The organism is Burkholderia sp. MSMB617WGS (assembly GCF_001532025.2).
Taxonomy (GTDB): Bacteria; Pseudomonadota; Gammaproteobacteria; order Burkholderiales; family Burkholderiaceae; genus Burkholderia; species Burkholderia savannae.
In genome coordinates, this window is sequence record NZ_CP013457.1 from 3,936,265 (window position 1) to 3,957,251 (window position 20,987).

Sequence of the window (20,987 nt, forward strand, 5' to 3'; positions counted from 1 at the left end):
GGGTTAATCCCTAGTCGTTCGGGATTCCCGATCACCCGGCGTCGACACGATAGCCCTGCTGCCGCAGCAGCTCGAGCACGCCCTTCGGCCCGCCCAGGTGCAACGCGCCGATCGCGACGAAAAGCGGCTTGTTCGGCGCGGCGATCGCCGCCATGCGCGCGACGAAACGGCGGTTGCGCTCGTAGACGATCTTGTTGTCGATCGAATCGGCGATCGATCGCACACGCGTGAGCCGCTCCGTCTTCGCGCTCGCCCATGCGGCGATCGCGTCCGCATCGCCGATGCGCCAGAGGCGGTGCAGCGCGCGCACGTCGTCGGCGTTCTGCGCGGGCGTCTGCGCCATGTCCTGCGCGAGCATCTCGCGCTGCTGCGCGAGCGTGAGCCCCGTGAACGCGCGCATCTGCTCGGCGAGCGTCTCGAGCCCGACCACCTTGCCGCCCTTTTTGCGCAGGAACACGTTCTGCAATTGCGCCTCGGTGCCGTATTCGGTCTGCAGGCCGGCCGACAGCGAATCGTACGTTTCGACGACGAGCGACGCGAGCCAAGGCCGCATGTGGCGGATGCCGGCGAGCGCGGCCGGATTGCCGCGCAGCCGGTTCGCGAGCTTCTGCCAGAGGGGCCCCGGCAGCAGGCGCGGCAGGCACGCATAGTTGCACACGCCGTACTTCGACACGTCGTCCTGCGATTCGAGCAGATCGTCGGGAGACAGTTCGAGCGCGAGCGTCGGCGACGCGGCGAGCGCCGCGAGAATCGGGCGGCGAAACGGCTGGTTCGCCGGATAGTCGGCAGGCTCGCCGACGTGCAGCGTGCCGAGCACGTAGACGGTGACCTTGCCCTTCGTCGCGACGTAGAACGGCATGCGCGCGGGCTGCGTGCGCACCGCGCCGCTCGCGACGGTGCCGTTCGACGTCGACGGCGGCGGCGCGTGAAAGCCCGGCAGCAACATGCTCGGCGTCGGAATCGGCGACTGCGGCACCGGCGCGGCCGCGACGCCGCCCGCCGCCAGCGCGCCGACGGTCGGCCACGCGAGCCCGCCCGCCGCGCACGCGCCGGCAAGCACGGCGCCCGCGAGCGCACGCGCGCGCCAGCGCCGGGGATTGCGTGCGGCTCGCGAAGCCGCGCGCCGCACGCCGTTACGCGAGCGGCGCGCGGCTTCGCGCGCCGCCACTGCCTCAGGCATTCGCCTCCCCCACCTCCTCGGCGCGATGGCAGGCCACGAGCCGGCCGTCGACTTCGCGCAGCTTCGGCTCCTCGGCGCGACACCGCTCGACCGCGTACGGGCAGCGCTGATGGAATGCGCAGCCCGACGGCGGATTGAGCGGCGACGGCAGCTCGCCCTGCAGCTTGATCTGGATCTTGCGGTCCGCCTCGAAGATCGCGGGCGTCGCCGACATCAGCGCGCGCGTATACGGATGCCTCGGCCGCGCGTAGATCGTCTTCTTGTCGCCGAGCTCCGCGACGCTGCCGAAGTACATCACCATCACGTCGTCGGCGATGTGCTCGACGACGGCGAGGTTGTGCGAGATGAACACGTAGCTCGTCTTGAACTGCTCCTGCAGATCCATGAAGAGATTCAGGATCTGCGCCTGAATCGACACGTCGAGCGCGGACACCGGCTCGTCGGCGACGACGATCTGCGGATCGAGGATCATCGCGCGCGCGATCGCGACGCGCTGGCGCTGCCCGCCCGAAAACATGTGCGGATAGCGCTTCGCGTGCTCCGGGCGCAAGCCCACCGTGCGCATGATTTGCGCGATTCGCTGCGCGCGCTCGGCGGCCGTCAGATGCGTGTTGATCGCGAGCGGCTCGGCGAGCGTCTGCTCGACCGTCTTGCGCGGATTCAGCGACGCGAACGGATTCTGGAACACCATCTGCACGCGGCGGCGCAGCGCGGCGATCGTCTCGCGATCCGCGCCCGCGACGTCGCGGCCGTCGATCGACAGATGCCCGGACGTCGGCTGCTCGATCATCGTCAACTGGCGCGCGAGCGTGGACTTGCCGCAGCCGGATTCGCCGACGACGGCGAGCGTCTTGCCGCGCACGAGCGAGAACGACACGCCGTTCAGCGCCTTCACGGTGCCGTGCCCGAACATCCCGCGCCGAACCGTGTAGTGCTTCGCGAGATGGTCGGCGACGAGCACGATGTCGTCGCGCGCGGCGGACTCGCGCGTTTCGTAGACTGCGTTCATCGCGCGCCTCCTTCCGTATGCGCCGCTTGCAGATTGAGCGGCTTGATGCAGCGCACGCGCATGCCCGTGCCCGGCACGAGCTCGGCGAGCGCGGGGCGCGCCTTCGTGCAGTCGTCGACGACGTACTTGCAGCGCGGCGCGAACAGGCACCCGCTCGGCCGGTCGTCGCGGCCCGGCACCATCCCGGGAAGCGCGGCGAGCCGCTTCGCGCCCGCGTTGTGCTCGGGTATCGCCGCGAGCAACGCTTCGGTGTACGGATGATGCGGATGCGCGAAGATGTCCGGCACGCGATTCGTCTCGATGATCTCGCCCGCGTACATCACCGCGACGCGCTGCGCGACTTCCGACACGACCGCGAGATCGTGCGAAATCAGCACGAGCGCCATCCCGCGCTCCTTCTGCAACGTGACGAGCAGATCCATGATCTGCGCCTGGATCGTCACGTCGAGCGCGGTCGTCGGCTCGTCGGCGATCAGGAGCTTCGGATTGCAAGCGACCGCCATCGCGATCATCACGCGCTGGTTCATGCCGCCCGACATCTGGTGCGGAAACGTGCCGATGCGGTTCTTCGCATCGGGAATTCCAACCTGGTCGAGCAATTCGAGCGCGCGCTTGTTCAGCGCGTCGCCGCGCAGGCCCTCGTGCAGCTTCAGCACCTCCTTGATCTGATAGCCGACCGTGTAGCTCGGGTTCAGGCTCGTCAGCGCGTCCTGGAACACCATCGCGATGTCCTTGCCGATGATCCCGCGACGCGCCTTCGGGCTCGCCTTCAGCAGATCGACGCCGTCGAACGCGATTTCGTCGGCGGTGACGATGCCGGGCGCGTCGATCAGGCCCATCAGCGCCATCATCGTCACGCTCTTGCCCGAGCCGGATTCGCCCACCACGCCGACCACTTCGCCGCGCGCGATGGACAGGTTGATCCTGTCGACCGCGGGTAGCCCGTTGAAGTTCACCGCGAGATTGCGGATGGTCAATAAATCGCTCATGTCACGCCATCCGTTTGAGTTTGGGATCGAGCGCGTCGCGCAGCCCGTCGCCGAGCAGGTTGATCGCGAGCACCGAGATCAGGATCGACAGGCCGGGCATCGTGACGATCCACCAGGCATTGTCGATGTAATCGCGCGCCGACGCGAGCATCGCGCCCCACTCGGCCGTCGGCGGCTGCACGCCGAGGCCGAGGAAGCCGAGCGCGGCGGCGTCGAGGATCGCCGACGAAAAGCCGAGCGTCGCCTGCACGATGAGGGGCGCCGTGCAGTTCGGCAGCACCTGCGAGAACATCAGGCGCGGCGTGCCCGCGCCCGCGACGCGCGACGCCGTCACGTACTCCTTCTGCAGTTCGCCCAGCGCCGACGCGCGCGTCAGGCGCACGTACGCGGGCAGCGCGACGATCGCGATCGCGAACATCGTGTTGGTCAAGCCCGGGCCGATGATCGCCACGACCGCGACCGCGAGCAGCAGCGACGGCAGCGCGAGCAGCACGTCCATCACGCGCATCACGGGCGTGTCGGCCCACTTCTGGAAGAACGCGGCGACGAGCCCGAGCACGACGCCGGGAATCAGCGCGAGCACGACCGACACGAAGCCGATCCAGAACGACATCCGCGCGCCGTACATCAGGCGAGAGAGAATGTCGCGGCCCGCTTCGTCGGTGCCGAGCACGAATTGCCAGTTGCCGCCCTCGAGCCACGCGGGCGGAATCTTCACGTGGTCGCGGTACTGCTCGATCGGGCTGTGCGGCGCGAGCACCGGCGCGAGCAGCGCGACGACGACCAGCACGAGCACGACGACGCCCGCGCCGACCGCGCCGCGATTGCGGGAGAAATTCGCCCAGAATTCGCGCAGCGCGAGCACGCGGCCGCTGAGCGCCGCTCCCTGCGACGGCATCGCGTTTTGCATGTCGCTCATTGCGCCTCCCGCGTGGCCACGCGCGCGATTGCGGCCGCGGCGGTCGAGCGCCGGGGCAGCGGATGAATACGAGTGTGGGGATGCATGTTCGATTACCTCGTATGGCGAATGCGCGGGTTCAACACGCCGTACAGCAGATCGACGACGAGATTCACGACGATCACGAGCGTCGCGATCAGCAGGATGCCGCCTTGCACGACCGGATAGTCGCGCCGTCCGATCGCGTCGATGAGCCACTTGCCGACGCCCGGCCACGAGAACAGCGTCTCGGTGAGCACCGCGCCCGCGAGCAGCGTGCCGACCTGCAGGCCGATCACCGTGACGACCGGGATCAGCGCGTTGCGCAACGCGTGCACGACGACGACGCGCACGGGCGAGAGCCCTTTCGCGCGCGCGGTGCGGATGTAGTCTTCGCGCAGCACTTCGAGCATCGACGAGCGCGTCATCCGCGCGATCACCGCGAGCGGAATCGTGCCGAGCACGATCGCGGGCAGGATCAGATGGCTCACCGCCGATGCGAACGCGCCCTCCTCGCCGGAGAGCAGCGTGTCGATCAGCATGAAGCCCGTCGCATGGGGAATCTCGTACTCGACCGCGATGCGGCCCGACACGGGCGTCCAGCCGAGCGTGGACGAGAACACCATGATGAGGATGAGGCCCCACCAGAAGATCGGCATCGAGTAGCCGGTGAGCGCCGTGCCCATCACGCCGTGATCGACGATCGTGCCGCGCCTGAGCGCGGCGAACACGCCGGCCGGCAGCCCGACGGCGAGCGCGAACGCGAGCGCGCAGGCCGACAGCTCGACCGTCGCGGGAAAGCGCGCGAGGAACTCGCCCATCACGCTCGTGTTGGTGATGATCGACATGCCCAGGTCGCCGTGCAGCGCGCGGCCGACGTAGTGCAGGTACTGGAGGGGCAGCGGCTCGTCGAGCCCGAGGCGATGCAACGCCTCCGCATGCATTGCGGGATCGACGCCGCGCTCGCCCATCATCACTTCGATGGGGTCGCCCGGTATCAGATGAATCAGCGCGAACGCGAGCACCGTGATGCCGATGAAAGTCGGGATCACCATGCCCACGCGGCGCAAGACGAATCGGAACATGACGCTTCTCGATATTTTCTTGGGGGGAAATGTGCGACCGGCGACGAGGAGCGCATGGCCCCCCGTCGCCGGTGATTATCGTGCAGTCGGCCTAACGGCGCACCAACGCGCTTATTTCACGCTGACGCCGTCGAAGCGCGCATAGCCGAGCGGCTCGATCCGCATGTCGACGACGCTCTTGCGCACCGGCTGATAGACGGTCGAGTTCGCGATCGGCGAGAACGGCAGCTGCTGCGCGAAGATCTGCTGCGCCTGCGTGTAGATCTTCGTGCGGCCGTCCTGCGAGGTCGTCACGCGCCCCTTCTGAACGAGCTCGTCGAACGGCTTGTAGCACCACTCGGAGAAGTTGTTGCCCTTCACCGCCTCGCAGCCGAGCAGCGTGCCGAGCCAGTTGTCGGGGTCGCCGTTGTCGCCGTTCCAGCCGATCAGCATCGTGTCGTGCTCGCCCGAATGCGCGCGCTTGATGTACTCGCCCCACTCGTACGTGACGATCTTCGCCTGCACGCCGATCTTCGCCCAGTCGGCCTGGATCATCTCGGCCATCAGCTTCGCGTTCGGGTTGTACGGGCGCTGCACGGGCATCGCCCACAGCGTGATCGGGAAGCCGTTCGGGTAGCCCGCCTTCGCGAGCAGCGCCTTCGCCTTCGCCGGATCGTAGGCCGCGGCCTTCAGGTTCTTGTCGTACGACCATTGCGTCGGCGGCATCGGCGCGCTCGCCGCCTGGCCCGCGCCCTGGTAGACGGATTCGAGAATCGCCTTCTTGTTGATCGCCATGTCGAGCGCCTGGCGCACCTCGAGCTTGTCGACCGGCTTGTGCTGCACGTTGTACGCGAGATAGCCGAGATTGAAGCCCGGCAGCGACGGCATGTCGACGTTCGCATCGGCCTTCAGCGTCGCGATGTCGGCGGGCCGCGGATAGCTCATCACCTGGCACTCGTTGCGCTTGATCTTCTGCACGCGCACGCCCGGATCGGGCGTGATCGAGAAGATCAGCTTCGAGATCTTCACCGCGCCCTTCTTCCAATAATCAGGATTGCCGTCGAATCGGATCGTCGCGTCCTTCGTGTAGCTGCGGAAGATGAACGGGCCCGTGCCGATCGGCTTCTGGTTGATGTCGGCCGCCTTGCCCGCCTTCATCAGCTGATCCGCGTATTCGGCGGAGAGGATCGACGCGTACTCCATCGCGAGGTTCTGGATGAACGGCGCGTTCGGCTCCTTCAGCGTGAAGCGCACCGTGTACGGATCGACCTTTTCGATCTTGACGATCAGCTTGTCGAGGCCCATGTCGGTGAAGTACGGGAACGACACCGGATAGGCCTTGCGGAACGGCTGGTTCGGATCGAGCATCCGCTCGAACGTGAATACGACGTCGTCCGCGTCGAATTCGCGCGTCGGCTTGAAGAAATCGGTGTTATGGAATTTGACGCCGTGGCGCAGATGGAACGTATAGACCTTGCCGTCGGACGAAATGTCCCACTTCTCGGCGAGGCCGGGCTCGACCTTCGTGCCGCCGCGCTCGAATTCGACGAGGCGGTTGTAGATCGGGAACGTCGACGCGGTGAAATCGACGCCCGTCGTGAATTGCGCGGAATCGAAGCCCGCCGGGCTGCCTTCTGAGCAGTAGACGAGCGTTTTGTTCGGGATCTGTGCGAATGCAGAGCCCGCGACGCCGAACGATGCCGCTGCGACGCCCGCGATGGCGGTAACACGCAGCGCGCGCAACAGACGATTATGTTCCATGTTTCCTCCAGGTCTCCAGTTCAAGGCCGGCCTAGGCCAGCGTACGCGGATATTACTTGAGCTTTCGTAAGAGGAACAAGCTGGAGAAAAAACCATTCGTCATGCGCGCACGATCGCGAAACGCGCTGCCGGGCCGCGCGCGGCGCGTGCGCCGCCGAGCTCATTCGGCACGATTCGCCGCGATCAGCGTTATCCCTGATATCTTCGTTTTTTCGTAACGGTCTTCGGCGATGAATCGGGTTCGATACGTGACTGATACGGATTGCGCGATTTTTATTGGCGCGCGTTCGCGCCGACGTCTTGCGCATCGACCGCGTATCGACCGCGTATCGACCGCGTATCAGCCGCGCATCGGCCACCTATCGGCCACGTATCAGCCGCACATCAGCCGCGCGGCCCGCCGCCGTCAATCGAGATCGGCGCTTCTCGCCGGCACGAACGCGATCGCGACGAACGACAGCGCGAGCCCCGCCATCACGTAATAGGTCGGCGCCAGCGGCGTGCCCGTCGTCTTGATGAGCCACGTGACGATGAACGGCCCGAAGCCGCCGAACACCATCACCGCGACGTTATACGCGAGCGACAGGCCCGTCGAGCGCGCGCTCGCCGGAAAGAGCTCGGCGATCATCGCGCCGAACGGTCCGTAGTAGCCGGCGAGCGTCACCGACAGGATCGCCTGCACGAGAATCAGCCGCGCGATGCTCGGCGACGCGTCGAGCCAGAGGAAGAGCGGATAGATCATCACGAGCGTCAGCCCGAGCGCCCACAGCGACAGCCCCTTGCGCCCGATCCGGTCGGACCATGCGCCCGCGACGGGCGACAGCACCGTCAACAGCAGATTGCCGACGATCACGGCGTAGAACGACTGCGCGTAAGGCAGCTTCAGTTGCTTGACGGCGAACGTCGGCAGATAGCTGATGAGCACGTAGACGGTCACGGTGAGCGCGATCACCGCGCCGAGCCCGCACGTCACCGCGCGCCCGTGCTGCGCGAACACGTCGCGAAGCGTCACGCGCCGCCCGCGTGCGCGCGCATGCAGGAACGCTTCGGAATCGACGAGATGGCGGCGCACGTAGAAGCCGACCGGCCCGATCACGAGCCCGAGCAGGAACGGCACGCGCCAGCCCCATGCGTGCAGCGCCTCGGTCGACAGGCCGCGCGTGACGGCCGCGCCCACGAGCGAGCCGAACAGCAGCGCCGCCGCCTGGCTCGCCATCTGCCAGCTGCCGTAGTAGCCGCGCCGCGAGAACGGCGCCGCTTCGATCAGGAGCGCGGTTGCGCTGCCGAATTCGCCGCCCGCGGAGAAGCCTTGCAGCAGGCGTCCGAGCACGATGAGGAGCGGCCCGCCGATGCCGATCGCCGCGTAGGGCGGCGCGATCGCGATCAGGAGAATGCCGAACGTCATCATCAGGATCACGAGCGACAGCGCCGCCTTGCGCCCCGCGCGATCCGCGTAGAGGCCGAGCACGATGCCGCCGATCGGCCGCATGAAGAAGGCGACGCCGAACGTCGCGGTCGTGAGGAGCAGCGACGAATACTCGCGGCTGGTCGGAAAGAACAGCTCGGCGATCACGACCGTCATGAAGCTGAAGACGATGAAGTCGTACCACTCGAGCGCGTTGCCGATCACGGCCGCCACCACCGCGCGCCGGTTCAGCGCCTGTCCCGCCGTTTTCGTCGAAGCCGCAACGGATGCCATCCTCGCCCCTCGCTGTCGTCGTGCCTTTGTGTGATGTCGTCGTGCGTCGCGCGCCGATATCGCCGCCGAAAAAAGGCGGAAGCCGCGCCGACTGCCGTTGAGCGAGTGTAGAAAGCGGAGGAATCGATTTCAAGCAATAAAAAACGCCCGCCGTCGTCGGACGGCGGGCGTTTTGCGCTTCGATGCGACGCGGCGCGCCGGCGCGAGACCGCCGCGCGCCGCTTCAGGTTTGCGTCATGCCATCTTCGTGAACGCGTTGCACCAGCCCTTCGCCGCCACCTGCTTGCCGGGGAACGCGCCGCACGGGCCCGACGCCGAGCCTTTCTTGCCCTGATACAGCATGCAGCCCGAACAGGCTTCGCCTGCCGCGTACTTCGGGAACTTCGCCTTGTCGACCTTGGTGGCGTCGGCCCTGTAGCCGAGCGCGACGGCGGTCGGATCGCTTTCGGACAGCATCGGCAGATCGGCCGAGAACGCTTCGCGCGTGAGCGCGAGCGCCGACACGGCCCCGACGCTCGTGATCAGGAAACTCCGGCGGGACGTTTTCATGGGAATTCGCTCCAACATTGTGGGTTGTCGCTGCTCTAGCGGCAGCAGCGCACAAGCATACCGCTCATGCACCCAAATGTGACGCGGGTAATTCCGAAGATAAGCCAATCGAAAACAAGAAATCGTCATGCAACCTACGCATGCTACTTGCGCGCGGCCATTTCGCCGACGCGCTGCGCGATCGCGAGCGCCGCGGTGAGCCCGGGCGACTCGATGCCGAACAGGTTCACGAGCCCGCGCACGCCGTGCTGCGCGACGCCCTGGATCACGAAATCGGCGGTGGGCTCGCCCGGCCCGGCGACTTTCGGGCGGATGCCCGCGTACGCCGGCTGCAGCGAGCCGTCGGGCAATCCCGGCCAATACGAGCGGATCGACGTGTAGAACGCTTCTGCCCGGCGCGGATCGACGTCGTAGCGCAGCGCGTCGATCCATTCGACGTCGGGCCCGAAGCGCGCCCGCCCGGCGAGATCGAGCGTCAGATGCACGCCGAGCCCGGCCCGGTCCGGAACCGGATAGACGAGATGCGCGAACGGCACGCGGCCGGCCAGGCTGAAGTAATTGCCGCGCGCGAGATAAAGGGGCGGCACCCAGCGCGAATCGAGCCCGCGAACGCGCCTCGCGAGCGCCTGCGCGCCGAGCCCCGCGCTGTTGATCACGCATGCGGCTTCGACTTCGGTCGGCGTTGCGCCGCCGACGCGCACGACGAAGCCGCCGCCCGCCGCGTCGATCGATTCGACGGGCGAGCGCAGCGCGCACGACGCGCCGCCGCGCTCGGCGTCGCCGAGCAGCGCGAGCATCAGCTGATGGCTGTCGACGATGCCCGTGCTCGGCGAGAACAGCGCCTCGATGCATTCGAGCTCGGGCTCGAGCGCCTGCACTTCGTCGCGCGACAGCGTGAGCAGATCGAGCACGCCGTTTTCCTCCGCGCGCGCGGCGATCGCCTTCAGCTGCTTCACCTGCGAAGGCGACGTCGCGACGACGAGCTTGCCGCAGCGCCGGTGCGGCACGTGGTGCGTCTCGCAGAAGTCGTACAGCAGGTCGCGCCCGTGCACGCACAGCGACGCCTTCAGCGATCCGCGCGGATAGTAGAGCCCCGCGTGGATCACCTCGCTGTTGCGCGAACTCGTGCCCGTGCCGATCGCGTCGGCCGCCTCCAGGATCAGCGTCTCGCGTCCGCGCGCGGCCAGCTCGCGCGCGATCGCGAGGCCGACCACGCCGGCGCCGATCACCACACAGTCAATCCGCTCCATCGTCATTCGCGTCGCTCACGCTTCGAAGGCAGGACATACGATTGTACGTCGCACGAAGCGTGTGCGCGTGGCGCCCGTCAAAAGCCGATCGGCCGGCGGCGCCCCGCGCTCTCGCCGGTGCGGATGTCGTGCGGCGCGATCGCGTCGCGCCCGTCGAGCCGCGCCGCGCCGAACGCGTGCAGCAGCACGCGGCGCATCGTGCGCGGCTGCATCGCGGCGAGCACGTCGAGCGCATCGTCGCCGAGCGCGTCGGGAAAGCGCCTTCCCCACGCATGCGCGTTGCGGATCTCGCCGTAGATCGTCTGCGCGATGCGGCGCGCGCCCGACGCGTCGGGCGGCTCGATCTCGTAGACGTTCATCCGGTTCATGATCGGCTCGGGAATCGCGCTCGCGTCGTTCGCGGTCGCGATCCAGATCACGTTGCCCGCGTCGATCGGCACCTCGGCGAATTCGTCGACGAACGCGCACGCGGTGTCGTGCTCGAGCAGCGCATACAGCGCGCCGAGCGGATCGTACTGCGCGTCGCTGCCCGCCTTGTCGATCTCGTCGATCGCGATCACGGGGTTCGAGTAGCAGCCGTTGACGAGCGCATCGAACACCTTGCCCGGCTTCGCGTTCTTCCACTGCGACGACGCGCCCGAGAGCACCCAGCCCGCCGTGAGCGAGCTCATCGGCACGTAGTGGTAAGCGGTCCCGAGCATCTTCGCGAGCGCCTTCGCGAAATGCGTCTTGCCGATGCCCGGCTCGCCGAGCAGGAGGATCGGCATCAATTCGAGGCGGTCGTCGGTTTCCAGGCAGAGCGCCACCTGCTTGCGCACGTCGTCGAGCAGCTCGGCGAAGTTCGGCAATTCCTCCGCGAGCGAATCGAATGCGGGCATCCGCGTCGGCTTCACGCAAAAGCGCAGATTGCCCGTCTTCAGCATCTTCTCGTAGGTCGCGCGCAGCGCATCGCTCGCACCTTCGTTCAGATCGTTCAGCGCCGTCTCGACACGGTCCAGATCGTAGACCGTGCTGAACGACGCCACCGCCAGTTCCTGTTTCACCATCGCCGTCGTCATCGCCCACCTCGCCTTGCTACTGCTGCCTGCCCATCAGACCCCTTCGATTTCAGTGTAGCCAGCCCGGCGTCCACTGCAAGCGAGCAGCCGTCTGGGGCTGCTGCTAACATGCCCGCGATGCTGCACGCGGCACGCGCCGCGCGTATGATCGTGAGTTCACGTCGTGCGCATCGCGCCGCAAACCGCGGTCCGCAACGCGTGCGCGCGCGGCGCGCGCGGCGCGCGCCGCGTGCGCCGCCGCCGCATTCGCCGCTCGCGCCCGCGCCCGCGCGGCGCGCCCGTTTGCCGCGCCGCCCGATGCTTGAAAATCCGCACGCCGCGCACATGTCGTCGATGTCCCCGATAACGGCGCCGCGTGCGAAAGATGAACCGAGCAAAAACCCGCGCGGTCGGAAGTTCGATGATTTCGTTTAAGCGTAAGATGCCCGCCTGTCCTGCCTCCCGGCTCGCCCGCGCCGGAAAATTCGTACTCGGAGCCGGCGTTGCCGGCGCGCTTGGCACCGCCGCGTTCGGCGCGCATGCACAGAGCGGCCCGCAGCCCGTGATCGATTGGGAGATCCAGGTGGTACGCGACGGCCAGACGATCGACACGTTCGAGCAGAAGACCACCGTCGGCCAGGCCCGCTCGGACACGCACGGCATTCCCGTCGCGCCCGCCGGGTGCGGCGCCGCACCGGCGGCCGCGTCGGCCGCGGGCGCCCCCGCCTCCGGCCTGTCGCGCACGATCACGGTCGCGCCGCTGTACGTCGAGGGCAACGCGGTCGCGCTCGCGATCGACGCGCAGGAAACGCTCGCCGACGACGGCGCCGCGCCGTCCACCGGCGCGCCGTGCACGCGCCCGCCGCCGCGTCGAATTGTCGCGAGCCATCCGGCCCTCGATGCGCGCGCCGCCCAGTGGACAGACTGGACCCTCGCCGAGCGCAACCCGCAACTCGTCTATCGCGTGCGAGCGCGCGTCGTCGGGGACTGATCGATCATGCACGTGCCCGACACCCTGCCGCTCGCCGAGCCGCTGCCTGCCGAGAACGAGATCACGGCGGTGAGCTGGAATCTGCACAAGGGCCGCTCGCCGCTCGGCTTCACCGCGTGGGACGCGATGCGCAGCTGGGTGGAAGCGACGCACGCGGACGTCTATTTCCTGCAGGAAGCGATGGCGCGGCGCATGCCGCGACCGGTGCTCGCGTCCGGCTTCGGCACGCCGATGGCCGAGCCCGTCGACGACGTCTGGCACTGCCAGGCGACCGAGATCGCGCGCGCGCTCGACTGGCAAATCGCGCTCGGGCCGAACGTGTTCAAGCCCTCTTGGCGGCACGGCAACGCGATCCTGTCGCCGCACCCGCTCGATCTCGGCGGCCGCTGGGACATCTCGGCGCACCGCTTCGAGCGCCGCGGCCTGCTCGTTGCGCGCGCGACGCTCGCGGGCGGCGCGCCCGTCACGCTGCTGTGCGCGCACCTCGCGCTCACGCGCGCCGCGCGGCTGCGGCAAATGCACTGGATCGCGCACTGGATCGAGCGCCACGCGGGCGCGGGGCCGCTCGTGCTCGCCGGCGACTTCAACGATTGGCGCAACGACTCGATCTCGCTATTCGGCGACATCGGCCTGTCCGAAGTCGCGACGCTGCTCGGCGAATCGGGCCGCACGTTTCCGGCGTTCTCGCCCGCGCTCGCGCTCGACAAGATGTTCGTGCGCGGCATGACGCCGATCGAATGGCGCGCGCCCGGCGAGGAAACCGCCTGGCTGTCCGATCATCTGCCGTACATCGCGCGGCTGCGGCTGGATTCGCCGTGAGCGCGGCGGCGCGGCGGCGCGCTGCTACATTAACGGCTTGCCCCGTTTTCGAACCCGCGCCGCCATGAACCTGCTGCCGATCCTGTTGCAAATCTGTGCCGTCTACCTCGTCGCGCTCGTCACGCCGGGCCCGAACATCTTCATGATCTCGCAGCTGTCGCTGTCGGGCCGCCGCAGCCTCGGCGCGGTGTCGGCGCTCGGCGTCGGCACCGCGTCGCTCACGTGGGCGACGCTCGCGATGCTCGGGCTCGTGGCCGTGCTGCACCAGGTCGAATGGCTGTACGAGGCGATCCGGATCGGCGGCGCGGCCTATCTCGTGTATTTCGGCATCAAGCTGCTGCGCGCGAGCGCGCGGCGCGAGCCGGCGCCCGCATCCGACAGCGCCGGCGACGCCTGCGCCGCCCTGCCGCCGCCCGCGATGCGCGACTACCTGCACGCGTACCGCACGGGCCTCTTCACGTGCCTGACGAACCCGAAATCGTGCGCGTTCTGGACCAGCGTGTTCGCGGCGATGCTGCCCTCGCACGTCCCGCTGTGGTTCGACGGCGCGACATTGCTGGCGATCGGCGCGATGTCGGGCGGCTGGTATTGCGGCGTCGCGTACCTGTTCGCGAACCCGCGCGCGCAGCGCGGCTACCGGCGCGTGCGGCGCCCGCTCGACGCGCTGTGCGGGGCGGCGCTCGTCGGTCTCGGCGCGAAGCTCGCGGCCGACCGATGAGCGTCGCCGGAAAGAATGCGTTGCGCCAAATCCGCGCGCTCGCGGGGGGCAAGCCCGCGCGTGCCGCAAGCAGGGTAAAATAACAAGTTCCTCAATCGTCTCTCATCGAGAAGGCGCGTGTCCGACGCGCCGGCCGGCCGATCCGCGATCGGGCCGACGCCCTCGGTTTTTTGCCCGTTTTGGGGCCCGTTATACGCGTCCGTTTCCGAATCCATGAGCAAATTCGACACCGCTACCGTCCTGTCCGTCCACCACTGGACCGACACGCTGTTCAGCTTCACCTGCACCCGCGACCAAGGCCTGCGCTTCAACAACGGCGAATTCACGATGGTCGGCCTGGAAGTCGACGGCAAGCCGCTCACGCGCGCATACAGCATCGTGAGCCCGAACTACGAAGAACATCTCGAATTCTTCAGCATCAAGGTGCAGAACGGCCCGCTGACGTCGCGGCTGCAGCACCTGAAGGTCGGCGATTCGATCCTCATCGGCAAGAAGCCGACGGGCACGCTCGTCGCCGACAACCTGCTGCCCGGCAAGACGCTGTGGATGCTGTCGACGGGCACGGGCCTCGCGCCGTTCATGTCGATCATTCGCGATCCGGACATCTACGACCGCTTCGACAAGGTGATCCTCACGCACACGTGCCGCCTGAAGGGCGAGCTCGCGTACATGGATTTCATCAAGAACGACCTGCCGGGCCACGAGTACCTCGGCGAAGTGATCCGCGAGAAGCTCGTGTACTACCCGACCGTCACCCGCGAGGAATTCGAGAACGAAGGCCGGATCACCGATCTGATCTCGTCCGGCAAGCTGTTCACGGATCTGGACACCCCGCCGTTCTCGCCCGAGCACGACCGCGTGATGCTGTGCGGCAGCACCGCGATGCTGAAGGACACGACCGAGCTGCTGAAGAAGGCGGGCCTCGTCGAGGGCAAAAACAGCGCCCCCGGCCACTACGTGATCGAGCGCGCGTTCGTCGACTGATCCCGCGTTTAATCCAGATCAAAAAAAACCGGAGCCTCGCGCTCCGGTTTTTTTATGCCGAATCTCTGCAACAGAGTTACAAAATGTCATATTTGTATCTCAACATCGTTACAACTTCGCGTTATTTTGCCGAAATTGTCTGTCGGTGTTTGTCCTACATCGGGAACATCCCGAGGCGTAACGATCGCCTTTAAACGTCCGCCCCGTATGACTTTTCCTATAATTCTGCGATATCATGCGCGGCGTGTGAAAACGGTCCCACGTGCTGTTACAGCGCCAGACTAATTGTTACAAGATGTAAATAGTGTTTCCACGGCGCATTGCTGACTTAGCCGCCGACAGGTCGTACCGGCTGCGGCGGTTCGCAATCGTTTCAGTAGGTATCTGAATAGCTTTCTGAACAGAAAGGGAGAGTCATGGATACGCCGTCTATTGCGCCGTCGATTGCAAGCGCCGCCGCTGCGTCGGCGAGCGACCTCGCACCCGAGGTCGGCATTCCTTTCGTTTCCCGCCCCGCCGCGCGCGCGCCCGCCGCCGAGCGGCTCGGCGCGCGCGTCGCGCAACTGTCCGCCGAACTCGTCGCCGCAGACGAATCCGCGCGCCGCCATCTCGCGGGCGAGCTCCACGACGGCCTCGGCGCCGATCTCACCGCCGCGCGCTTCGCGCTCGCGAACGTCGAAACCTGGCTGCCGGACGACGCGCCCGACGCGTGCCGGCGCGCGCTCGCGCTCGCGCAGCAGGCGCTCGACGCCGCGACGGCCGCGAATCGGCGCCTGATCGACGGCTTCGGCGCGCCCGCGCTCGAAGCGGGGCTCGTCGGCGCGCTCGCCGCGTGGATCGGCGCGCACGGCGCGCGCACCGGCCTGCGCACGAGCTTCGTCTGCGCGGCCGACGCGCGCGTCACGCAGCTTCGCGCCGACGGCACGCTCGCCGTCTTCCGCGTCGCGCAGGAAGCGCTCGCAAACGTGGCGAAGCACGCGCACGCGTCGGCCGCCGACGTGCGGATCGACGTCGACGACACGCATCTGAGCCTCGTCGTCGCGGACGACGGCGTGGGCATCGCCGCCGCGCGCCGCCGCGGCTATGGGCTCGGCAGCATGCGCGCGCGCTGCGAGGCGCTCGGCGGCACGCTCGAGCTCGTCTCGCCGCGCCCGAGCGGCGCGGGCACCGTGCTGCGCGCGCGCTTCGCGTGGGACGCGCTCGTCGCCGCCGCGCACGCGCCGGCCGTCGCGCGCAGGATGCGCCGGGAGGCAAGATGAGCCTGCAGATCCTGCTCGTCGACGATCATGCGATCGTCCGCCAAGGCATTCGCCAATTGCTGATCGACCGCGGCATCGCGCGCGAGGTCATGGAGGCCGAATCCGGCAGCGAGGCGCTCGCGATCACCGAGAAGAGCACGTTCGACGTGATCCTCCTCGACATCTCGCTGCCCGACATGAACGGCATCGAGGTGCTCAAGCGCCTGAAGCGCAAGCTGGCGCGCACGCCGGTGCTGATGTTCTCGATGTACCGCGAGGATCAGTTCGCGGTGCGTGCGCTGAAGGCGGGCGCGGCCGGCTATCTGTCGAAGACCGTCAACGCCGTGCAGATGGTGTCGGCGATCAGCCAGGTCGCCGCGGGCCGCAAGTACGTGAGCCCGGCGATGGCCGAGGCGCTCGCCGAATACGTGTCGTTCGAGAACGAGCCGCTGCCGCACGAGAAGCTGTCCGACCGCGAGTACCAGACGCTCTGCATGATCGCGTCGGGCAAGCGGCTCACCGACATCGCGCTCGCGCTGTCGCTGTCGGTGAAGACGGTCAGCGTCTATCGCACGCGCCTGCTCGAGAAGATGAAGCTGTCGAACAACGCGGAGCTGACGTTCTACGTGATGAGCAACCGCCTCGTCGACATGAACCCGGCGATCGGCGCGTAGCGCCGGGGGCGCGCGTGTCCGAAGCGGCGCGCACGCCCTGCGGCGCAACGCCGCGCCGACCGCAAACGATTGTTTTCATTGGACGATTTTTTTTGCGACTCACGTCGCAAACGCGCGCCGTCCGGCGCGGGCAAGCGCGCGACATCCGCTAAAATGGCGGGTTTTCCACTTATCCGGGCGCGCGCCTCGCGTTTCCGGTCACCCTTCGCAATGTCTCTCTTCCGCAAGAAAAACGTCGACCGCATGATCGCCGGCGCGCACGCGGCCGGCCTCAAGAAGGCGCTCGGCGCGGTCGACCTCACCTTTCTCGGCATCGGCGCGATCATCGGCACCGGCATCTTCGTGCTGACCGGCACGGGCGCCGTGCAGGCCGGCCCCGCGCTGATGCTGGCGTTCGTGATCGCGGCGATCGCGTGCGGCCTCGCCGCGCTGTCGTACGCCGAATTCGCATCAACGATCCCCGTCGCCGGCTCGATCTACACGTATTCGTACGCGACGCTCGGCGAGGTCGTCGCGTGGATCATCGGCTGGGACCTGATGCTCGAATACGGGCTGGCGGCGTCCGCGGTGTCGGTCGGCTGGTCCGGCTATCTGCAATCGCTGCTGCAAGGCTTCGGCGTGTCGCTGCCCGCGGCGCTCTCCGCCGCACCGGGCGCGCTGCCGGGCGTCGTCACCTATTTCAACCTGCCCGCGTTCCTCGTGATGATCGTCATCACGACGCTGCTGTCGATCGGCATTCGCGAATCGACGCGCGTGAACAACATCATGGTGTTCATCAAGGTCGCCGTCGTGCTGCTCGTGATCGCCGTCGGCGTCTTCCACGTGACGCCCGCGAACTGGAAGCCGTTCATGCCGCACGGCTGGAACGGCGTGTTCGGCGCGGCGGCCGTGATGTTCTTCGCGTTCATCGGCTTCGACGCGGTGTCGTCGGCGGCCGAGGAAGTGAAGAACCCGAAGCGCGATCTGCCGATCGGGATCATCGCTTCGCTCGGCGTGTGCGCGTTCCTGTACGTCGCGGTCGCGGCGATCGCGACGGGCATCGTGCCGTGGGCGCAGTACGCGAACATCTCGCACCCGATCTCGTACGCGCTGCAAGTCGCGGGCGAGAAGTGGGTCGCGGGCTTCATTGATCTCGGCGCCGTCATCGGCATGCTGACCGTGATTCTCGTGATGAGCTACGGCCAGACCCGGATCATCTTCGCGATGTCGCGCGACGGCCTGCTGCCCGCCGCGCTCTCGCGCGTGCATCCGCGCTTCGCGACGCCGTTCCTGACGACCTGGCTCGTCGGCCTGTTCTTCGGCCTCATCGCGGCGCTGATCCCGCTCAACGTGCTCGCCGAGCTGATCAACATCGGCACGCTCGCCGCGTTCTCGATGGTGTCGATCGCGGTGCTCGTGCTGCGCCGCACGCACCCGGATCTGCCGCGCGCGTTCCGCTGCCCGGGCGTGCCGATCGTGCCGATTCTCGCCGTCGCCGCGTGCCTGTTCCTGATGCTGAACCTGCAGCCCGTCACGTGGATCGCGTTCGGCGCGTGGCTCGTGATCGGCCTCGTCGTGTACTTCGCGTACTCGCGCCGTCACTCGAAGCTCGCGCACGGCGCGCAGCACTGACGCGCTTTTTCGCGCCATGCGCGCGGCGGGCCAATCGCACGGCTCGCCGCGCCGCCCGAGCCCAAGCGCTCCCGATCGCCGGGAGCGCTTTTTTTGTGCGCGCGGCCGCTCCTGCACGCTTTCATCGGACGCGCCATAATCGCGCCATTCAGCGGCCGGAATCCCATCGGCCGGGAAGCTGCAAGGACCGGATCATGGAAAGCGTGGATCTCGAAGTGCTGCGAACGAGCGCGCGCTGGCTCGGCGAGGGGCGCCGCGCGCTGCTCGTCACGGTCGTGCGGACCTGGGGTTCGTCGCCGCGCCCCGAGGGCGCGATGCTCGCGGTTCGCGACGACGGGCTCGTCGCCGGCTCGGTGTCGGGCGGCTGCATCGAAGACGATCTGATCGCGCGCGTGCAGGCGTCGGGCGTCGCGAGCTGGACGCGGCCCGAAGCGGTCAAATACGGCGTGACGGCCGAGGAGGCGCACCGCTTCGGCCTGCCGTGCGGCGGCACGATCGAGCTCGTGCTCGAGCCGCTCGGGCCGGCGAGCGGCGTCGCGGCGCTGTGCGACGCGGTCGAGCGCGGCCGGCTCGTCACGCGCACGCTCGAGCTCGCCAGCGGCGAAGCGACGCTCGCGCCCGCGATCGCGACCGACGGGCTCCACTTCGACGGCGCGCGCCTCGTGACGATCCACGGGCCGCGCTACCGGATGCTCGTGATCGGCGCGGGGCAGTTGTCGCGCTATCTGTGCCAGATCGCGGTGGGGCTCGATTATCAGGTGACGGTCTGCGATCCGCGCGACGAATACACGCACGCGTGGGACGTGCCCGGCACGCACGTCGTGCGGACGATGCCCGACGACACCGTGCTCGACATGCAACTCGACCGCCGCTCGGCGGTGATCGCGTTGACGCACGATCCGAAGCTCGACGATCTCGCGCTGATGGAGGCGCTGAAGACGCCGGCGTTCTACGTCGGCGCGCTCGGCTCGCGGCGCAACAGCCAGGCGCGGCGCGAGCGGCTGCGGGAATTCGATCTGAGCGCGGCGGAACTCGCGCGGCTGCACGGGCCGGCGGGCATCTACATTGGAAGCCGGACGCCGCCGGAAATCGCGGTGTCGATTCTCGCCGAGGTGACGGCGGCGAAGAATGGCGTGTCGCTGCCGACGATCCTGCAGGTCGAGGGAGCGAAGGCGGCGCGGGAGGTCGCGACGAACGGCGACGTGGCGTGCGGGATTTAGGTCGGCGGCCGCGAACGTCGATCGGTGTTTGGGGTGTGGTGATTTGCTGTTCGCTGTTCGCTGTTCGCTGTTCGCTGTTCGGTGTTCGGTGTTCGGTGTTCGGTGTTCGCTGTTCGCTGTTCGCGGTCGGCGGTCGGCGGTCGGCGGTCGGCGGTCGGCGGTCGGCGGTCGGCGGTCGGCGGTCGGCGGTCGGCGGTCGGCGGTCGGCAAAGCAGAATAGCCCGGTCATCCAGCGGACTTTCTGTTTTTCGAAGTCCAGCGCACATGCGCGCCGCAAATCAGGCCGCAACCGTGCGCTTGTCTCGACGGGCGAACCGACGATGCCGGCCCGCGATCGTGAAAAGCATGCGCGACTCGACGTCGAGCCGGCCCGATTGCACAATGCGACGCCTTGCGCATCGTGCCGCGCGGAAAGACGTAACGGCGCGCGGCGCGACAACGCCCGACGAACGCGCGGCGCGCGCCGCCCGGAAAGCGGCGGCCGAAGATGCTCGACTCAGGACAAGCCCGCCGCCAGCGCCGCTGCCACCGACCCGACGACGAGCACGACGCCCACCGTGCGCCGCTTGTTGAGCTCGGTCCAGAGCAGCACACCCGTCAGCGACAGCAGGACCATCGATCCCGCGATCGTATCCATCAGCAGCACCCAGAACAGGTTCATCCCGACGCCGCGATGCAGGTTATTGAGCGTCGTGAGGATCGCGTTGTCGGTGCGTTTCACCGACACGTAGCCGTTGCCTTTCCAGTATTCGACCTGCACGTTGCTGCGCGGGCCGAAGAGGCCGAACTGCCAGTGCTCGGGCTGCGTGACGCGGCGCTCGCCCCACGCGACGGGCTGCGCCGGATCTTTGCGGATGCGGCCAAGCCGGCCGTCGAACGCGAGCTCGCGCCGAACCCACGCGGCCATCGCGGCGGGCGTATCGGGCACGGGCGACGGCAGCGCGAGTTGCAGCTGGCTGACCTGCGGCTCGCCGGACGAGATCTTGAGCGGCGGCGCGCGGTGATTGAGCAGCACGCCCGTCACGCCGAACAGCAGGCCCAGCACCGCCCCCCACAAGCCGACCCAGCCATGCACCTTGCGAAGCCACTTGATGAACGTCGCGCGCCGCGAGCGGCGGCGGCGCTCGGTGAGCTCGGTCTCGTCGAGCTTGCGCGGCGAACCCGGATACGGCACCACGACGCCGGTGAGTTTTTCGATCGATTCGGGCGCGTTCACGCTTCGATTTCCATTCGCACAAAACATCGGGCGGCGCGCAA

The 20,987-nt window shown here is 67.8% G+C and carries 20 protein-coding genes; 9 read left to right on the forward strand and 11 right to left on the reverse strand.

Features of this window, described 5'->3' with window-relative positions; all coding sequences use genetic code 11:
• Positions 1-31: 31 nt before the first annotated feature.
• From WT60_RS19320 to WT60_RS19365, 10 genes are all read right to left on the reverse strand, one after another.
• Positions 32-1,180, reverse strand: a complete 1,149-nt coding sequence (locus tag WT60_RS19320; RefSeq protein WP_038748470.1) for a TraB/GumN family protein — start codon at positions 1,178-1,180, stop codon at positions 32-34.
• A complete protein-coding gene (locus WT60_RS19325) occupies positions 1,173-2,189 on the reverse strand; it encodes a peptide ABC transporter ATP-binding protein (protein ID WP_038748472.1) in 1,017 nt (338 codons plus the stop codon). Before WT60_RS19325 ends, WT60_RS19320 begins: the two co-directional genes overlap by 8 nt.
• Positions 2,186-3,178, reverse strand: coding sequence for an ABC transporter ATP-binding protein (locus WT60_RS19330; RefSeq protein ID WP_038748474.1), 993 nt, complete (start codon positions 3,176-3,178; stop codon positions 2,186-2,188). The genes WT60_RS19325 and WT60_RS19330 overlap by 4 nt, the downstream gene beginning before the upstream one ends.
• 1 nt (position 3,179) lies before the next feature.
• The gene (locus WT60_RS19335; protein ID WP_059643434.1) at positions 3,180-4,097 is read right to left on the reverse strand and encodes an ABC transporter permease subunit; all 918 of its coding nucleotides are present in this window, start codon (positions 4,095-4,097) and stop codon (positions 3,180-3,182) included.
• Positions 4,098-4,189: 92 nt separating this feature from the next.
• Positions 4,190-5,200 (reverse strand): ABC transporter permease subunit, encoded by a 1,011-nt coding sequence (locus WT60_RS19340; RefSeq protein ID WP_038748478.1) that lies wholly within the window; start codon positions 5,198-5,200, stop codon positions 4,190-4,192.
• Between the two features lie 111 nt (positions 5,201-5,311).
• Positions 5,312-6,940: an ABC transporter substrate-binding protein gene (locus WT60_RS19345; protein ID WP_059583845.1), complete on the reverse strand. Its 1,629-nt coding sequence runs from the start codon at positions 6,938-6,940 to the stop codon at positions 5,312-5,314.
• Between the two features lie 406 nt (positions 6,941-7,346).
• Positions 7,347-8,639, reverse strand: a complete 1,293-nt coding sequence (locus tag WT60_RS19350; protein ID WP_059583842.1) for an MFS transporter — start codon at positions 8,637-8,639, stop codon at positions 7,347-7,349.
• Positions 8,640-8,873: 234 nt separating this feature from the next.
• Positions 8,874-9,188 (reverse strand): high-potential iron-sulfur protein, encoded by a 315-nt coding sequence (locus WT60_RS19355; protein ID WP_038748484.1) that lies wholly within the window; start codon positions 9,186-9,188, stop codon positions 8,874-8,876.
• Between the two features lie 143 nt (positions 9,189-9,331).
• Positions 9,332-10,444: an NAD(P)/FAD-dependent oxidoreductase gene (locus tag WT60_RS19360; protein ID WP_082759355.1), complete on the reverse strand. Its 1,113-nt coding sequence runs from the start codon at positions 10,442-10,444 to the stop codon at positions 9,332-9,334.
• A 71-nt stretch (positions 10,445-10,515) separates the two neighbouring features.
• On the reverse strand, positions 10,516-11,496 hold the full coding sequence (locus tag WT60_RS19365; RefSeq protein WP_038748485.1) for an AAA family ATPase: 981 nt from the start codon (positions 11,494-11,496) through the stop codon (positions 10,516-10,518).
• A 108-nt stretch (positions 11,497-11,604) separates the two neighbouring features.
• Between WT60_RS19365 and WT60_RS34570 the strand changes: the two genes are divergently transcribed.
• The 9 genes from WT60_RS34570 to WT60_RS19405 all read left to right on the forward strand — a co-directional run bounded on the left by WT60_RS34570 (position 11,605) and on the right by WT60_RS19405 (position 19,730).
• Positions 11,605-11,910, forward strand: coding sequence for a hypothetical protein (locus tag WT60_RS34570; RefSeq protein WP_186448550.1), 306 nt, complete (start codon positions 11,605-11,607; stop codon positions 11,908-11,910).
• On the forward strand, positions 11,897-12,466 hold the full coding sequence (locus tag WT60_RS19370) for a hypothetical protein (protein ID WP_060355802.1): 570 nt from the start codon (positions 11,897-11,899) through the stop codon (positions 12,464-12,466). Before WT60_RS34570 ends, WT60_RS19370 begins: the two co-directional genes overlap by 14 nt.
• A gap of 6 nt (positions 12,467-12,472) precedes the next feature.
• A complete protein-coding gene (locus WT60_RS19375) occupies positions 12,473-13,285 on the forward strand; it encodes an endonuclease/exonuclease/phosphatase family protein (RefSeq protein WP_038748489.1) in 813 nt (270 codons plus the stop codon).
• 64 nt (positions 13,286-13,349) lie between these two features.
• A complete protein-coding gene (locus WT60_RS19380; protein WP_038748490.1) occupies positions 13,350-14,003 on the forward strand; it encodes a LysE family transporter in 654 nt (217 codons plus the stop codon).
• Between the two features lie 213 nt (positions 14,004-14,216).
• Positions 14,217-14,987 carry a ferredoxin--NADP reductase gene (locus WT60_RS19385; protein ID WP_038748492.1) on the forward strand — a complete coding sequence of 257 codons (771 nt, stop codon included), beginning with the start codon at positions 14,217-14,219 and terminating at the stop codon, positions 14,985-14,987.
• Between the two features lie 416 nt (positions 14,988-15,403).
• Complete coding sequence (locus WT60_RS19390) at positions 15,404-16,246, forward strand: ATP-binding protein (RefSeq protein ID WP_038748494.1); 843 nt, start codon at positions 15,404-15,406, stop codon at positions 16,244-16,246.
• Positions 16,243-16,899: a response regulator transcription factor RqpR gene (gene rqpR / locus WT60_RS19395; protein ID WP_038748495.1), complete on the forward strand. Its 657-nt coding sequence runs from the start codon at positions 16,243-16,245 to the stop codon at positions 16,897-16,899. The genes WT60_RS19390 and rqpR overlap by 4 nt, the downstream gene beginning before the upstream one ends.
• A gap of 210 nt (positions 16,900-17,109) precedes the next feature.
• Positions 17,110-18,510 carry an amino acid permease gene (locus tag WT60_RS19400; RefSeq protein WP_059583831.1) on the forward strand — a complete coding sequence of 467 codons (1,401 nt, stop codon included), beginning with the start codon at positions 17,110-17,112 and terminating at the stop codon, positions 18,508-18,510.
• Positions 18,511-18,704: 194 nt separating this feature from the next.
• Complete coding sequence (locus tag WT60_RS19405) at positions 18,705-19,730, forward strand: XdhC family protein (protein WP_059583830.1); 1,026 nt, start codon at positions 18,705-18,707, stop codon at positions 19,728-19,730.
• A gap of 496 nt (positions 19,731-20,226) precedes the next feature.
• Here the strand turns inward: WT60_RS19405 and WT60_RS19415 are convergent, their stop codons facing one another.
• A complete protein-coding gene (locus tag WT60_RS19415) occupies positions 20,227-20,946 on the reverse strand; it encodes a PepSY-associated TM helix domain-containing protein (protein ID WP_060355801.1) in 720 nt (239 codons plus the stop codon).
• Positions 20,947-20,987 lie beyond the last annotated feature (41 nt).

Excerpts from the sequence above, each read along its gene's own strand:
- WT60_RS19355 (WP_038748484.1), bottom strand. The coding sequence starts at position 9,188 with ATGAAAACGTCCCGCCGGAGTTTCCTGATCACGAGCGTCGGGGCCGTG.
- WT60_RS19335 (WP_059643434.1), bottom strand. The coding sequence starts at position 4,097 with ATGAGCGACATGCAAAACGCGATGCCGTCGCAGGGAGCGGCGCTCAGC.
- WT60_RS19385 (WP_038748492.1), top strand. The coding sequence starts at position 14,217 with ATGAGCAAATTCGACACCGCTACCGTCCTGTCCGTCCACCACTGGACC.
- WT60_RS19340 (WP_038748478.1), bottom strand. The coding sequence starts at position 5,200 with ATGTTCCGATTCGTCTTGCGCCGCGTGGGCATGGTGATCCCGACTTTC.
- WT60_RS19350 (WP_059583842.1), bottom strand. The coding sequence starts at position 8,639 with ATGGCATCCGTTGCGGCTTCGACGAAAACGGCGGGACAGGCGCTGAAC.
- WT60_RS19405 (WP_059583830.1), top strand. The coding sequence starts at position 18,705 with ATGGAAAGCGTGGATCTCGAAGTGCTGCGAACGAGCGCGCGCTGGCTC.
- WT60_RS19365 (WP_038748485.1), bottom strand. The coding sequence starts at position 11,496 with ATGACGACGGCGATGGTGAAACAGGAACTGGCGGTGGCGTCGTTCAGC.
- WT60_RS19320 (WP_038748470.1), bottom strand. The coding sequence starts at position 1,180 with ATGCCTGAGGCAGTGGCGGCGCGCGAAGCCGCGCGCCGCTCGCGTAAC.
- WT60_RS19345 (WP_059583845.1), bottom strand. The coding sequence starts at position 6,940 with ATGGAACATAATCGTCTGTTGCGCGCGCTGCGTGTTACCGCCATCGCG.
- WT60_RS19390 (WP_038748494.1), top strand. The coding sequence starts at position 15,404 with ATGGATACGCCGTCTATTGCGCCGTCGATTGCAAGCGCCGCCGCTGCG.
- WT60_RS19375 (WP_038748489.1), top strand. The coding sequence starts at position 12,473 with ATGCACGTGCCCGACACCCTGCCGCTCGCCGAGCCGCTGCCTGCCGAG.
- WT60_RS19330 (WP_038748474.1), bottom strand. The coding sequence starts at position 3,178 with ATGAGCGATTTATTGACCATCCGCAATCTCGCGGTGAACTTCAACGGG.
- WT60_RS19360 (WP_082759355.1), bottom strand. The coding sequence starts at position 10,444 with ATGACGATGGAGCGGATTGACTGTGTGGTGATCGGCGCCGGCGTGGTC.
- WT60_RS19400 (WP_059583831.1), top strand. The coding sequence starts at position 17,110 with ATGTCTCTCTTCCGCAAGAAAAACGTCGACCGCATGATCGCCGGCGCG.
- WT60_RS19325 (WP_038748472.1), bottom strand. The coding sequence starts at position 2,189 with ATGAACGCAGTCTACGAAACGCGCGAGTCCGCCGCGCGCGACGACATC.
- WT60_RS19380 (WP_038748490.1), top strand. The coding sequence starts at position 13,350 with ATGAACCTGCTGCCGATCCTGTTGCAAATCTGTGCCGTCTACCTCGTC.
- rqpR (WP_038748495.1), top strand. The coding sequence starts at position 16,243 with ATGAGCCTGCAGATCCTGCTCGTCGACGATCATGCGATCGTCCGCCAA.
- WT60_RS19370 (WP_060355802.1), top strand. The coding sequence starts at position 11,897 with ATGATTTCGTTTAAGCGTAAGATGCCCGCCTGTCCTGCCTCCCGGCTC.
- WT60_RS34570 (WP_186448550.1), top strand. The coding sequence starts at position 11,605 with ATGCCCGCGATGCTGCACGCGGCACGCGCCGCGCGTATGATCGTGAGT.